Genomic DNA, 13310 nt, shown 5'->3' with positions numbered 1-13310 from the left:
ACATCCCCTCACCGAGGGCGGATGTAGCCGGGCCGGCCGGCGGGCTCGCGCCGCGGCCGACCAGCCCGGCGGCCTTCACTCGGCGGAGGGCGGGGATGGCCGGGTGTTGGTCCAGCCGGACTCCAGCACCATGTTGACCCGGTTTTTCACCTCTGGCATGCCGCCGGTGACTTCGAAGGTCAGCACTTTGGAGGTGTCGGGGTCGATGATCAGTCTGCCCTGGGTGGGCCGGCCCTGCTGGATTGGGAAGGTCACGGAGACGCCCGGCCGCCCCTGCGGATCGGTGGTCCGGCCTTCGACCCGCACTGCGGGCAGCGTCGCCAGCGCCTGGTAGGCGGCGCTGCGCACCTGTGGGGAGGCGGGCAGCTCGTACAGGAGTGATGCCAAGGTGGGCGGCAGGCCGTCCTCCACCGAACCGGCGAAATCCTGATCGCTACGGATGGCCTCAGCGGCCCGCTTCTTCAGCGCTTCGGGGTCGGCGGGCAGCGCCTCGATCTCCTTCAGGGTCAGGGGCATGGCACTCCAGTAGAGCTTCTGTTCCCCCTTGAGCCGGGTGAGCGTGCCCTCGCCGGGCGAGGTGGAGTAGACGCCGCCGTCCTTCCCCATCTCCCATTCGGTCGGCGAGCCGTCCCGGCGCCATGCCTCCACATCCAGAGGGCGTGCGGCCAGCTGCCTGCGGCCGATCCAGCCTCGGCCATCCTTGGCCACCCACGTCTCCGAGAGGTACGAGGTTTCCAGACGGTAGGTGTTGCCGTTCTGGCCGTAAGGTCCCGCCGAGCCCACGTACAGCTGCTTGAGATGCCAGTAGGCGCCTTCTGGGGCGGCTTGGGCCTTGGCAGCGGCGGCCAGCAGGATCGACGTGCCCGACAGGACGGTGCCGCCGGGTGTGACCGTGGGAGAGGGCGATGCGGTGAGGGTGACCTGGCCAAGGAAGACCGCCGTCGCGGCCGCGGCCGCTGCGAGCCCGATGGCACCGGCCCGCCACGGCAGACGCCGGACCGCTCGGTGCGGCCGCGCCTGGGTCGCCATGATCGCCGCACGCAGTTCGCGCGCGCCGGGCCCCTGATCCGGCGCGTGTGGTGCCGGGTCGATGGCCCTTACCAGGTTGTCGATGTCGCTCATGCTTCCCCCATCGCGATCGTCAAGGACGCCTGCCGCGCCAGCGCCGCCGCCATCCGTTTGCGCGCCCGATGCAGCCGGGTCCGGGCGGCAATAGCCGTACAACCCAAAACTTTGGCGATCCGCTGGCTGGTCAGACCCTCCCAGCAGGCCAGTGCCAAAACCTCGCGGTCGCGTTCGGGTAACCCGTCGAAGGCGGCGCGAACATGGTCCAGATCGACCGGCCTGACCGGCCGGTCGGCTGCCAGTTCCGCACGTAGCCGCTCAGTGAGCACGGCCCTGCGAGATTCGCCGCGCTGCTGGTTGGCCAGTACGCGGCGGGCCACCCCGTACAGCCACAGCAGCGCCTCCTCACCCTCAGGCACGTCGCCGATGCGCCGCCAGGCGGTGAGGAACGTCTCGGAGATGACATCGGCCGTGTCGTCGGGCGAACCGGTACGGCGTGCGGCGTACTGGTGTATCGCCGGGTAGTACGCGTCATAGACCGCTTCGAAGCGATCTCGGTGTGTCACAGAGTCTCCTTGCCGAAAGGTGCCGGACACCTGGTAAATGTCCGGCACCTCGCGGAATGTGGCAGCTGGCTATGAGCAGTTTGCGCTACTCACCCTGTAGTCCGGACGCCATACCGTCGCCGGGGCTGGTGTAGCTAGGAGCGCATCGACCGGACACCGCCACTGCCGACGCAGGTGCCCGAGAACGGGAACGCCCTCAGGATTGTGATCGGGCCGGGGCTCGACCGGTTCCCAGATAATCCGCGCTATCTGGCAACCTGGCGGATCAGGGAGGGCGACACGCTGGATCCGGTCATCGTCGAGCAGCTCGGCCGCGCCCACCCGCTCGCGGGCGTGAGCCGGATCTCGACATCCCACAATCGCACGGCGCCGTCTTGGTCGCTGGTGGCGAGGGTGTTTCCCTTGGGGCTGAACGCCACCGACTCCACTCCTCGGCTGGGAGATGCAGCCCTTCGCCGCGCCCGACCACCTCATCGCCCCGCACGGGGACGGCGCCGGGATCGACACGGGAATCATGGCCTCGCGCGACGGACAGCCCCGGGTCGTTCCCGTCATCCGGGTGGCCGACCTCGACGCCGCCACTGCCCGCATCGCCGCGGACGGTGGCGCAGTGGTCGTGCAGCCATTCGCCATCCCTGGAGGGGAAGCCGGGCATGCTTCGACGCCGCGGAGCGCACACGCCGCCATCCTCAACCTAGAGGTTCGGGCTCGAACAGCGGGTTAAGCGATGATCAGGCTGCGAGGTGTCGACGCGGCGGACCCGCTGCCCGAACCGTCACCTGCGGTCGAGCTGGCCGCCCACCGCATCGCATCGCCGTCGAGGCGCTCGCCAACGAACGTGCAGCGCCACTCCACCACCTCGCGCTGCGTGATCACCCTGACCGCCTGCCCGGACCTGGCGATCACCGTCCGGGACGACGGCGCCCCGCCGCCGTCGTCGTGGCAGCCCGTGTCGGCCTGCGCTCGCTCGTCGAACGTGCCGAGGAGGTGGGCTGCCGGGCCAGCGCCGGGGCCCACGCCGTACGGCTGGCAGGTCACGGCCGCACTCCTGCTGTAGATCTGGTCACCAGGCCCGCGCCCAGCGCGGGGACGGCACCGGGTCGGGGGTGAGGCCGTTCAGGTCGCGGGACCAGATCGTCACCCGGGCGCCGGACCGCTCCTCGACGATCTTCACCTCACCCTGGTCGGTGGCCACGAGCAGCCGCCCCCGGTGGTCCCGCGCAGTCCCCGCCGCCCCCGGCAGCGTCGGGGGCAGGTTTCCCACCGTGACACCGTACGGATAGCGGCCGTGGAAGGGGCGCTTGTCCATGGAGGCGGAGATCGTCAGGCTGTTGTCCGCGGCGAACGCGCACCCGCCGGTCCACGTGCCGTGGGTGTGCCAGGCGGCGAGCGCGGTGAGCCACGGGACCTTCGACACGGCGAAGTAGGTGTCCCACGGGTGCCGTCCGTGGCCGAGCGCGAAGTAGCCGAGCAGCTTCCCGTCCGGCGAGACGGCGCTGCGCTCGGGGTAGAGCATCCCCCGCAGCCACGCGCCCGGGGTCAGCTCGCCTGCCTCCAGGTCCCAGGTCAGCAGGTGCCACCACACCGACGGCCCGCGACGCATGATCACGGCCGTCGGAGCGGCTGCGGCGGGCAGCACGTAGAGCCGGCAGGGCGGGGGTGTCATCGGGGGATCGCGAGGAAGGTCCACTTCTGCTTCTTACCGTCCCAGCAGCGCGATTGCACCATCTGGGTACCGTTCTTCTGCTCGGCCCAGGCCACGTCCAGGCACTTGCCGCTTTGTTTGGCGATGACCGCCCGGGTGCCGTCGGAGTTCCTGCGCAGCCACCACCGCTGGTTGTCCGTGTAGACGCAGTGCTCTGGCCCTCAACGCCGCTCACGACGACAAAGGCGACGAACTGGAGCTACTCGACTAGGGAATGAAGGTGACCTCGGGGAATCTCGGCGACGGGCCGTCCAGCAGGTGACCCCTGCCGCGCAGGTTCCGCTCGAAGAAGGCCAGCGGGTAGGCCCGCTGGACGGCCTCGCCGCGCTCGGGGGCGAGCGTGCCGATCTGCTCGGCGAGCTGTGCGGGCGTCCACTTCAGCAGTGACGCCACCTGCGGGGCGATCATCTCCAGGTCGCCGTAGGAGACGTGCTCGACCCCTTCAGTCCTGATGTTGAGCTTCCAGCCCTTCAGATTCGACCAGAACGTGGCCAGGTCGGGGATCCGGTCGCGGACGGCCTTGGTGGCGGTCATCAGCATGTACGGCCGGTCCAGCCCCGCGGTGACGACCGGGCCCGCCACCGGGCCGTCCATGGCGAGCCCAGCCTTGATCCGCCTGTCCTCGACCATGGCGGACGCGACCGTTGGCCCGCCGGCCGAGTAGCCGAACATGCCGACCCGGTCCAGGTCGAGCAGCCCGCGCAGTCCCTTGGGGAGCTTGCGGTGCTCGGCGTCGGGGTTGCCGCCGCGGTTCACTACCGCGAGTTGGTCCAGGACGAAGCGGGTGTCGGCGATGCGCTGCTCGTAGATCACCCGGCCGGTTTTTCCCCCGTCGGGAGCGGGGGGCACCACTCGGCCGTCGGGGAACTCCACCAGGCCGTCATAGGTGTGGTCGATGGTGGCCACCACGTATCCCCGGCTGGCCAGTTCCTCGACCACCACGGTGTTGGCCGACCGGAAGGAGTCGTTGCCCGGGGAGTACAGCACGACGGGCAACCGGCCCTCGCGCCGGTCGGCGGGGGCGCCCTCGTGCCCGTGGGTCTGCGGCAGCAGGACGGCTCCCGGAGGCAGGCCCTCCTGGCGCAGGTACTGGGCCGCTGCCTTGGGCGGCAGCCAGGGTGCGACCGGGTACGCGGCGACCTTCCTGGCCGGATAGGTCAGGCTGATCATCAGCTCGCGGTCGTGGCCAGCGCCCGCGAACGGGTCCTTCCTTGACCGGTCGACCAGATGCAGGGACACCGTGCCGAGCGGGCAGGGGCCCGTCGGCGCCGGAAGGGTCAGCTGGGGCGGGGCGGCGGCCTGGGGCCGGGCCTGTGCCAGGGCCTGTGTCTTGAGCTGTGTCTTGGCCTGGGCGGCGGTCGGTACGGCCAGCAGGGCGGCGGCCAGCAGGGCGGCGGCGCACACCACTCGCGGGGAGATCACACGCACTCCTTCAGATCATTGGAAGTGGGAGTGGTCCGAAGCTAGTGACCCGCCCCGGCCGGAGTCGTCTACCCCAGGGCTCATTTCGCGCCGGCGGGCTACGCCTTTTCGGCCGATGCCGGGTTCAGCGGACGGAGACCAGCCCGCTGCGGTAGGCGATGATCACCAGGTGCACGCGGTCGCGGGCGTCCAGCTTGGCCAGCAGGTGCCTGACGTGGGTCTTGGCCGTACCCGGCCCGATGTGCAGCCGCTCGGCGATCTCACCGTTGGACAGGCCCTCGGCGACCAGCGCGAGCACCTCTCGCTCGCGCGTGGTGATGCCCTCCAGTGGCTCAGGGTGAGCGCGACCCGCGAACTCCTTGATCAGCCGCCGTGTGATGCCTGGGGAGAGCAGCGCGTCGCCCGCCGAGACGACCCGGACCGCCGTCAGCAGGTCCCTGGCGGGAGTGTCCTTGAGCAGGAACCCGCTGGCCCCGCCGCGCAGCGCCGCGTACACGTAGTCATCCAGGTCGAAGGTGGTGAGGATGACCACCTTCGTGTCGCCGGACGAGGTGATCAGGCGGGTGGCCTCCAGACCGTCCATGCCGGGCATCCGGATGTCCATGAGCACCACGTTCGGCGCCTGTGCGCGGACCACCTTGACGGCCTCCAGCCCGGTGCCGGCCTCGCCGACGACGGTCAGGTCTGGGGCGGTGTTCACGATGCCGCACAACCCCGCACGTACGAGGATCTGGTCGTCGGCGACCACCACGCGGACGGTCATGCCGCGCGCCCGGCTATGGCGAGCGCGGAGGTCAGGGCGAGGTTCATGCCGGGTGCTCCGTGGAGGGGACGGGGAGGGTGGCGGTGACGCGGAAACCGCCTTCGGGCAGGCCCGCCGCGTGGAACGCGCCGCCGTACAGGTGCGCGCGCTCACGCATGCCGACCAGGCCGTGTCCGGGGGACGGCCCGCCGGCCTTCCGGCAGCCGAGGCCGTCGTCGGCGACCTCGATGGACAGCTCGTCCGGGCCGTAGTGCAGGGTCACCCTGGCGGAGCCGGTGGCGGCGTGCTTCACCACGTTGGTCAGCGCCTCCTGCACGATCCGGTACGCCGAAAGGTCGATCCCGGGAAGCAGTGCGCGAGGCGGCCCGGTGGTGGTGAGCTCCACCCGCACCCCCGCCCCGGCGATCTGCTCCAGGAGCCGGTCGAGGTCGGCCAGCCCGGGCGCGGGCGCGAGATCGGGCCCTTCGCTCCGGTCCTCCTCGCGGAGCACGCCAAGCAGCCTCCGCATCTCGGCCAGGCTCTGGCGTCCCGTGGTCTCGATGGCCGTGAGCGCGGCCCGCGCTTCCTGCGGCCTGTCGTCGATCACCAGGGCGCCGAATCCCGCTTGTACGGTGACCACGCTCATGCCGTGCGCGATGACGTCGTGCAGCTCGCGGGCGATGCGCATCCGCTCGTCGGTCACACTCTGCTTGGCCAGCCTGGCCTGGTTGCGCAGCAACTCCCCGAGGTGGCGGCGATGCATGCCCACGGCGTAGCCGACGGTCCAGACCGTGGTGAAGAGCAGTACGGAGATCACCGGGGCCCCGCCGATGCGGGGAAAGCCGGGAATTCCGGTCGCCACGGCGGCGGCCAGCGCCATCCCGAGCGCGAGGAAGGCGGTGCGCGGGCGGCAGAGGACCGCCACCGCATACAGGACGTAGGCCACGGACAGCATCCCCAAGATGATCGTCTCGCGCTCGACCAGCTCCGCCGCGACCAGCCCGGCCAGGGCGATCCCGAACGCGACGACCGGCCGCTGACGGCGCAGCGCGATCGGCAGCGCCGAGGCGATCACACCCAGGGGAACGACCGCGAACCTCTCGGGTCCACCGACCTCGTCGGCCAGCAGCAGGAAGGCGACGAACGCGTAGCCGATCGCGGCGAGCCGATCCAGCGCCAGCCAGTGCCCCGGCCGGATTCGCCTGATCATCGGCGGATGGGGTTCGACATGCGGCGTGACGTGCACGCCCCAAGGGTCGCATGCTCAACTCCGGCCGTCATATCCGTCGTCTGGCCGCGCAGACGCCTCGTAGCGCCGCGATCCTTCGGACGCCCGATCCGGAACGGAATGTCACGCCAAGCCGCTTCCGCCCGGCCCGCTGACGCGACTTTTCGTTCTTACGCTGCCCAACCCCCTTACGTGGAGGCGGACTTCTGGGGTGGTGACGGCAGCCAGACCGCTGCCCTGTGGGAGAACGGCCGCCAGACCTGGGGTCCCGAGCACGCCTGGATCCCTGCGACTGCGGGACCGCGCGAAGGAGGAGGCCGCTGCCCGCGCCGCCACCGAACGTGACAGGTACGTCAGGCGCGACGATGCCCCCGTCGTACTCGACGGCAGGGCGGTGATGGAGGTGCTCGGCATCCCGTCGTCCCCGCTGGTGGGGACCGCGATCCGGCATCTTCAGGAGGTTCACCTGGAACGCGGCTCCCTTACCGCCGACGAGGCCGCCACCGAGCTTCGCCGCTGGGCCCGGCGCCGGTGAAGTGCTCGATGAGGTCAGAGCAGCCGGGTGTTGACACCGCGGTGAACGCAGTGGCGCCGGCGTTCCCCTCTCGCGATGAAACAGCCACAACGACAAATGCCCCAAAAGGGCATTTCGCTCTCCCTCTGCCCTGATGGTGATCTCGACCAGAGGCTTCATACCGGAACCATCGATCAACGCAGTGACCTTTTCGGCTACCGTTTCCCCCGCGGTCGGATCGGAGGCCAAGACTTCGTCCCCAACACGTACACCCTCCCCCGCTTCGCGAGGATCTGGGCGACGGCGGCGATGATCGTACTGACGCACAGCCCGATCAGCACCGCCGCAATGGAGTAGGCCCACAGAAGGGACTGAATACTTTCCTGGTCGCCCAACCCCGGATCAGTCGTGAAATAGACGGAGCAGAGCAGAAGCGGACCGGCCACGCCCGCGAGGGCACCGCTCATCCATCGGCCCTGTTGCGCTGCCGCCCATGCCGCGACGATGCCGCTGATCAGGACCGGCCCGATCAGCCCCGCGGTGACCCCACCGGCTTCTCGGAGCGTCGCCATCACCACGTACTCACCGGTTTCGCCGCTCAACCCGCCTTCCGCGAGCATGGGATCGAAGGGCGGCGGTCTATCCCACCACCAGGGCCTGGTGAATTCCAGGAGGGAGACCCACAGGGTATAGGCCACCAGGCCGGCCCCGGCCTCCCGATGACGTAGCGCCGCCATCGCCGCGGCGACGCCGATCGCGCCGCCGATGATCGTCGCCCAGGCCACCTCGGATGGACTGGAGTTGAGGCCCTTTTCCGGCGCCGCGGCGGCCAGGCCGTACAGAAGCGGGGCGGCGATCAGACAGGAGCCGAGCCAAGCCGCGGCCGGCAGCCACAGCCAGGACCACGACGCACGGTGGAACACACGGTACGTGATCGCTGAGGCGATCAGCGTGGAAGCGGTCGGATACCACGTGGAACGGGTCATCGCGTGGTCCCAGCCGACGTAGTCATCGTAGGGGCCCACTCTGGTCGTCCACTGATTGATGCCGAAGCGATCCGCGGCGAGGACCTGCACGGCAGCCAGAGCGGCAGCGACCAGCGCGCAAACGATCGAGGCTGCGAGCCGCCGTCTCACGTTCTCGTCCCAAAACTCCGCCAACGCGGCAGAGCCTCGATCCCACCAGCCAACACGCGCAAAGCCACCATGACAGACACTCTGCAACACCAAGATCTAAAATCAAGCAGAATCCGACAACTCAATCTGACAGCCTCCCCACGCGGGCCTTCCCCCAGTCGATGACTGCCATGTCGCCGTTGATGTTGTCCACCACAGCCCCGCACGCCGTCGGACGCCAAGCCGTCCTGAGGCGACGCCGAGCACGCGAACGCCGACACGCGCCAAGGTGGCGTCAGGCGGGCTGCGGGGCAGGCGTCGCCGGAGCGGCCGCGACCTTGCGGGTCTCGCGCATCAGCAGCAGGCCGTTGACCACCATCAGCGTCGCGGTCAGGGCGTGGACGCCGAACGCGGTGGCCACGGAGCCGTGGTGGGCCAGCACGGTCGTCATGTCACCGTACGCGGCAAGGGCCTCCACCAGCAGCACCCAGCCCAGCGCCCGGCGGTGGCCCGTCACCAGCAGGATCCCCAGGACCAGGGCCAAGACGACATCACGGATTCCCTTGACGATCAGGAAGCCGCCGCCGTCACCGGACGGCCAGCTCGGCAGGCCGAACCCCGGCGCCGTCGTCTCCGGGCTCACGATGAAATCCATCCCGAACCAGAGGATGAAGAGGATGAAGGCGACGGCCAGCACAGTGTTGATCTTCTTCAGTGACATTGTTCTTCTCCTTGCGAGTCTGTGTGAGCTCAGTGGGCTTGGGAGTCGTGCGGGTCCGGTCAGGCGGCGCGGACGCGGCTGATGTGGCGGGCATAGCGAGGGCGGCCGATGACGTGCCAGATACCGCGTACCGGAGTGGGAAGGACGGACAGGAGCGTGGCGCGCTCGGCCGGGTTCGCATCCTCCAGCACGAGGCCGAAAAGGGTGAGCAGGGTGAACTTGGGCGTGTTGGCCACCAGGTGCTCGCCCAGGGAAGCCCACTCCTTTTCGGTGATGTGCTCGGCCGCGAGCGGCAGGAGAGTGGCCTCCTCATCGTCGAGGTGCTCGAGAAGCACGGCCCGGTGGTCGGCGAGGGCGGCCACGAGCGTGTCGCGCTCCTCCGCCCCGGCCGCGGCCTCCCACGCCGGGACCGCGGCCTCCAGCCTGGTCAGCGTGGCCGCGACACGCTCGTGCTGGGCCTCCATACGCAGCACGATGTCGGCCTCCAGATCCACCCGGGACAGCAACGGCGGCCACAGCAGCTCGTCCTCGCCCTCGTGATGGTTCTTCAGCCCCAGCCGGTAGTCGCGGAAGTGGCCGGCGATCACCTTGGCGCGAGCGATGTCACCCGGGGCGACAGCCGCCACGAGCTCCACCAGCAGCCGTGACTCGCGACGGAAGGCGCGGTGGACGATCTCCATGTCCTGGGTGTTGACGCTCATCTGTTCCTGCCCTTCATCGGTGGCGATGTGTCCAGGCTGCTCCCGGATATTTGGAGGGGACTTGGAGCCGATTTGGAACCATCCCCGTACGATGTGCGAATCATGGTTTTCATCCGGGTACTGGGCTCGTTCGCGACCGAGGTGAACGGCGCGACCGTTCACCTCGGCGGGCCACGACAGCGGGGCGTGCTGGCGCTGCTGGTGGCGGCGCGTGGCCAGGTCGTACCGGTCGATCGGATGATCGAAGATCTGTGGCGCGACGAGCCGCCCGCGCGGGCGCTGATGTCCTTGCAGGCGTACGTGTCCAACCTGCGCCGGCTGCTGGAGCCCGGGCGCCCGCCGCGCACGCCGGCCCGCCTGCTGGTGAGCGCGGCGCCCGGCTATGCGCTGCGGCTGCCCCCGGAGTCGGTGGACGCGTGGCGGTTCGAAGAACTGCTCGACCAGGCCCGTACGGTCACCGACCCGCGCGCCGCCCGGTCACGGCTCGCCGAGGCGCTGGCGCTGTGGCAGGGACCGGCGTTCGCCGAGGTCGCCGACGAGCCATGGGCCGCCGCCGAGACGGCCCGGCTCAACGAGCTGCGCCTGATCGCCACCGAGCTGCACGTCGCGGCGGGCCTGCGAATCGGCGACGCTGCTACGGTGGTCCCCGAGGCCGAGCGGCTCACCCGCGAGGAGCCGCTGCGCGAAGAGGGCTGGCGGCTGCACGCCCTGGCACTGTGGAGCAGCGGCCGCCAAGCCGACGCGCTGGCGACGCTCCGCCGCGCCCGCGGCATCTTCGCCGAGGAACTCGGGCTCGACCCCGGCCCGGACCTGACGGCGTTGGAGGAGGCGATCCTCACCCAGCGCACGGACGTCCTGCGCGAAACCGTGCCCCCGCCACCGCCGACCGCACCGCCGACCGCACCGCCGACCGCACCGCCGACCGCACCGCCGACCGCACCGCCGACCGCACCGCCGACCGCACCGCCGACCGCACCGCCGCCGCGCCCGGCCCCGATCACCGAGACGCCGTTCGTCGGACGCCAGGCGGAACTGTCGACACTCGTCACGGCCGCCACCGAGGCCGCCACCGACGGCGCCCGCATCGCCCTCGTCACCGGCGAGGCCGGGCTCGGCAAATCGACCCTGCTGGAACACCTGGGCAGGCGGCTCGAACATGACGGATGGCTGGTCGCCGTCGGCCACTGCCCCGAAGTCGACAGCGCGCCACCCGCATGGGCCTGGACCGAGGCGCTCACAGCCGTCGCCGCGGCCACGCCCCCGGGCGAGTTCGCCAACGACCTCGCGCCGCTGCTCACCGACACCCAGCCGGTGAACGCCGACGCCACCGCGGGACGCTTCCGCCTGCGCCAGGCCGTGTGGAAATGGCTCGCGGCCGTCGCCGCGCAACGCCCGGTCGCCGTCGTGCTGGACGACCTGCACTGGGCGGACGCCGCCACGCTGGAACTGCTCGGCGGCGGCCTCGGCACGCGGGCCCCGATCCTGGTCGTCGCCGCGTACCGCGCGGACGAGAGCGGACACCTCACCGAAACGCTGGCCTCCCTCGCACGCGCCACACCCCTCCGCCTGGCGCTGCCCGGACTGAACGACGAGGCCGTCGCGGAGCTCGTACGAGCCGAATGCCAGACCGACCAGGAGACCATCGCAGGGATCGCCGAGCGCACCGGCGGCAACCCGTTCTATGTACGCGAAAGCGCCCGGCTGCTGAACGGCGAAGGCGCGCTGGTCGCCCTCTCCGAGGTCCCCGAAGGCGTACGGGACGTCCTGCGCCGCCGGCTCGCGCGCCTGCCCGAGGGAGGCGTGTCCATCCTCCGGCTGGCCGCGGTCGCAGGCCGGGAAAGCTCCGTGGACGTCCTCGTCAAAGCCGCCGACACCGACGAGGACGGCGTCATGGACGCGCTGGACGCGGGCGTCATCGCCGGTCTGCTGAACGAGCCCGCCCCCGGACGCGTCCGCTTCGTCCACGCCCTCGTCAGAGACACGCTCATCACCGACCTCAGCCGCCTGCGCACAGCACGCATGCACGCCCGGATCGCCGCCGCCCTCGAAGGCACCGGCGACATCGCGGCGCTGGCCCACCACTACGCGCGCGCCGGCTCACCCAAGGCCGTCGGCTACTGCGTCCAGGCCGCCGAACTCGCCGAGGCCCGCTACGCCCACGACGTGGCGGCCGCCCTCCTCACCGACGCCGTCACCAACTCGACCGGACCGGACGAACGCGTCGAACTGCTCGGCAGGCTGCTGCGCGCGCAGATCCGGGCGGGAGCCGTCGGAGCCGCCCGCGAGACACGCCGCCAAGCCGTGGAGTACGCAGAGTCCCTGGGCCGCGACGACCTGATGATCGCCGCGTTCACCGCGTGGACGGAGCCGACCCCCTGGCAGGCCCGCATATACGGCACCGTCGACCGGCCCATCGTCGACCGCCTGAGCCGCCTGCTGAAACGCGACCTGACCCCTTCGGTGCGATCCCGGCTCCTGACGGCGTACGTGGACGAACTGGCCGGCGAGGACGACCCCACCGTTCTGCAGGCAGCGCACGAGGCACTCGACCTCGCCCGCGGGCCCCGGCTGCGGGCCGCCGCCCTCCAGAGCCTGGCCCGAATCCACGGCGACGCCGACCTCTGCCGAGAACTCGTCGCGATCGGCACCGAACACGACCTGCCCGTCTACCGCGTCACCGGGCTGATCAACCACGCCGCCGTCGCCGCCGCCGCCAACGACCCGGTGACCATGCGCCAGGCGGCCACCGAAGCCCTGGACCTCGCCCGCACCTACCGCATGCCCGAGGCGATCGCCGTCGCCGAGATCACCCTGGCGACCCTGGCACTCGTCGAAGGCCGATTCGCCGACGCCGAACTCCTCTACATCAAGGCCGACGAGGGCATGCGCCGCGCCGGATCAGTACACGCCACAGGCATCCTCCAACTCACCCTGGCCACGATCTGGCTGAACGACGGCACGCTCGGTGCACACCTGGACGACGTACGCGCCCTCCACACCGCACTCGGCCCCATGACCTCCGACCTGCTCGCGCTCGCCCTCCACGCCAACGGCCTGGACGCCGAAGCCCGCCAGGTCCGCGCGTCACCCAGCCCGATCCGCCCCGACTTCTTCTTCACCTTCCTCACAACATTGCGCGCGATGGCCATCGTCGCCCTGAACGACCGCGACGCCGCCGAGGAGATCTACGCCACGCTGCTTCCGCACCGCAACAGCCCCCCGGCGGGCGCCGCGAGCCTGGCGGTGGCGCTGCGCCCGGTCGCCCACACCCTCGGCGAGCTGGCCCTCCTCCTAGGCCGCACCGAGGCCGCCGCCCACTTCACCCAGGCCGCCACCATCGCCGACCAGTGGAACGCACCCCACTGGGCCGCCGAGGCCCGGTCGCGAACGACCACCTAGCCTCTGCCCACGGCGCGACCTGAGGAGGCGGACCACGTTCCAGCAATCAGCGGCAGTTTCGGCTCCCTGCGTGAAGGGTCCGCCGCATGCACCATGGCCCAGCGCCTTGCCGTGATGAGAGGGAGATCGTCG

Annotated in this window: 13 protein-coding genes and 1 pseudogene; 3 read left to right on the top strand and 11 right to left on the bottom strand. The window is 70.7% G+C overall.

Annotated elements, in window-relative coordinates; genetic code table 11:
- Positions 1 to 75: 75 nt before the first annotated feature.
- The 3 genes from H4W80_RS04675 to H4W80_RS04665 form a co-directional block, all read right to left on the bottom strand.
- Entirely contained in the window at positions 76 to 1122 is a 1047-nt protein-coding gene (locus H4W80_RS04675) for a CU044_5270 family protein (RefSeq protein ID WP_192783935.1), read from the bottom strand.
- Positions 1119 to 1631, bottom strand: a complete 513-nt coding sequence (locus tag H4W80_RS04670; RefSeq protein ID WP_192783934.1) for an RNA polymerase sigma factor — start codon at positions 1629 to 1631, stop codon at positions 1119 to 1121. The genes H4W80_RS04675 and H4W80_RS04670 overlap by 4 nt, the downstream gene beginning before the upstream one ends.
- A gap of 245 nt (positions 1632 to 1876) precedes the next feature.
- Entirely contained in the window at positions 1877 to 2059 is a 183-nt protein-coding gene (locus H4W80_RS04665; protein ID WP_192783933.1) for a WD40 repeat domain-containing protein, read from the bottom strand.
- Between the two features lie 299 nt (positions 2060 to 2358).
- Between H4W80_RS04665 and H4W80_RS04660 the strand changes: the two genes are divergently transcribed.
- Positions 2359 to 2688, top strand: a complete 330-nt coding sequence (locus H4W80_RS04660; RefSeq protein ID WP_192783932.1) for a sensor histidine kinase — start codon at positions 2359 to 2361, stop codon at positions 2686 to 2688.
- A gap of 6 nt (positions 2689 to 2694) precedes the next feature.
- On the opposite strand, the gene H4W80_RS04655 is transcribed toward H4W80_RS04660, so the two are convergent.
- From H4W80_RS04655 to H4W80_RS04635, 5 genes and pseudogenes are all read right to left on the bottom strand, one after another.
- Positions 2695 to 3297: a hypothetical protein gene (locus H4W80_RS04655; protein WP_192783931.1), complete on the bottom strand. Its 603-nt coding sequence runs from the start codon at positions 3295 to 3297 to the stop codon at positions 2695 to 2697.
- Positions 3294 to 3461, bottom strand: a pseudogene (locus H4W80_RS64380) (RICIN domain-containing protein); the annotation flags it as partial. The pseudogene H4W80_RS64380 and the gene H4W80_RS04655, both read right to left, overlap by 4 nt.
- An 82-nt stretch (positions 3462 to 3543) precedes the next feature.
- Positions 3544 to 4758 carry an alpha/beta hydrolase family protein gene (locus H4W80_RS04645; protein ID WP_318786700.1) on the bottom strand — a complete coding sequence of 405 codons (1215 nt, stop codon included), beginning with the start codon at positions 4756 to 4758 and terminating at the stop codon, positions 3544 to 3546.
- A 124-nt stretch (positions 4759 to 4882) separates the two neighbouring features.
- A complete protein-coding gene (locus tag H4W80_RS04640; protein WP_192783929.1) occupies positions 4883 to 5521 on the bottom strand; it encodes a response regulator in 639 nt (212 codons plus the stop codon).
- A 43-nt stretch (positions 5522 to 5564) separates the two neighbouring features.
- Positions 5565 to 6710: a sensor histidine kinase gene (locus H4W80_RS04635; RefSeq protein ID WP_192783928.1), complete on the bottom strand. Its 1146-nt coding sequence runs from the start codon at positions 6708 to 6710 to the stop codon at positions 5565 to 5567.
- Between the two features lie 232 nt (positions 6711 to 6942).
- Here H4W80_RS04635 and H4W80_RS04630 point away from each other — a divergent pair, with 232 nt between their 5' ends.
- Positions 6943 to 7263, top strand: a complete 321-nt coding sequence (locus H4W80_RS04630; RefSeq protein ID WP_192783927.1) for a hypothetical protein — start codon at positions 6943 to 6945, stop codon at positions 7261 to 7263.
- A gap of 194 nt (positions 7264 to 7457) precedes the next feature.
- Here H4W80_RS04630 and H4W80_RS04625 read toward each other — a convergent pair whose 3' ends face one another.
- From H4W80_RS04625 to H4W80_RS04615, 3 genes are all read right to left on the bottom strand, one after another.
- Positions 7458 to 8378 (bottom strand): hypothetical protein, encoded by a 921-nt coding sequence (locus H4W80_RS04625; protein ID WP_192783926.1) that lies wholly within the window; start codon positions 8376 to 8378, stop codon positions 7458 to 7460.
- A 274-nt stretch (positions 8379 to 8652) separates the two neighbouring features.
- The gene (locus H4W80_RS04620) at positions 8653 to 9078 is read right to left on the bottom strand and encodes a DUF4267 domain-containing protein (RefSeq protein WP_192783925.1); all 426 of its coding nucleotides are present in this window, start codon (positions 9076 to 9078) and stop codon (positions 8653 to 8655) included.
- Between the two features lie 59 nt (positions 9079 to 9137).
- Positions 9138 to 9779: a hemerythrin domain-containing protein gene (locus tag H4W80_RS04615; RefSeq protein WP_192783924.1), complete on the bottom strand. Its 642-nt coding sequence runs from the start codon at positions 9777 to 9779 to the stop codon at positions 9138 to 9140.
- A gap of 102 nt (positions 9780 to 9881) precedes the next feature.
- Between H4W80_RS04615 and H4W80_RS04610 the strand changes: the two genes are divergently transcribed.
- Positions 9882 to 13178, top strand: a complete 3297-nt coding sequence (locus tag H4W80_RS04610; protein ID WP_192783923.1) for an ATP-binding protein — start codon at positions 9882 to 9884, stop codon at positions 13176 to 13178.
- The last annotated feature ends 132 nt before the right edge of the window (positions 13179 to 13310 follow it).

It is taken from the genome of Nonomuraea angiospora (assembly GCF_014873145.1).
GTDB lineage: Bacteria > Actinomycetota > Actinomycetes > Streptosporangiales > Streptosporangiaceae > Nonomuraea > Nonomuraea angiospora.
The sequence above is the reverse complement of the archived record's forward strand: the minus strand, read 5'-3'. Positions and strand labels throughout refer to the sequence as shown.

Coding starts and splice junctions, on each gene's coding strand:
- H4W80_RS04675 (WP_192783935.1), bottom strand. CDS start 1,122: ATGAGCGACATCGACAACCTGGTAAGGGCCATCGACCCGGCACCACAC.
- H4W80_RS04660 (WP_192783932.1), top strand. CDS start 2,359: ATGATCAGGCTGCGAGGTGTCGACGCGGCGGACCCGCTGCCCGAACCG.
- H4W80_RS04655 (WP_192783931.1), bottom strand. CDS start 3,297: ATGACACCCCCGCCCTGCCGGCTCTACGTGCTGCCCGCCGCAGCCGCT.
- H4W80_RS04640 (WP_192783929.1), bottom strand. CDS start 5,521: ATGACCGTCCGCGTGGTGGTCGCCGACGACCAGATCCTCGTACGTGCG.
- H4W80_RS04635 (WP_192783928.1), bottom strand. CDS start 6,710: ATGATCAGGCGAATCCGGCCGGGGCACTGGCTGGCGCTGGATCGGCTC.
- H4W80_RS04620 (WP_192783925.1), bottom strand. CDS start 9,078: ATGTCACTGAAGAAGATCAACACTGTGCTGGCCGTCGCCTTCATCCTC.
- H4W80_RS04615 (WP_192783924.1), bottom strand. CDS start 9,779: ATGAGCGTCAACACCCAGGACATGGAGATCGTCCACCGCGCCTTCCGT.
- H4W80_RS04610 (WP_192783923.1), top strand. CDS start 9,882: ATGGTTTTCATCCGGGTACTGGGCTCGTTCGCGACCGAGGTGAACGGC.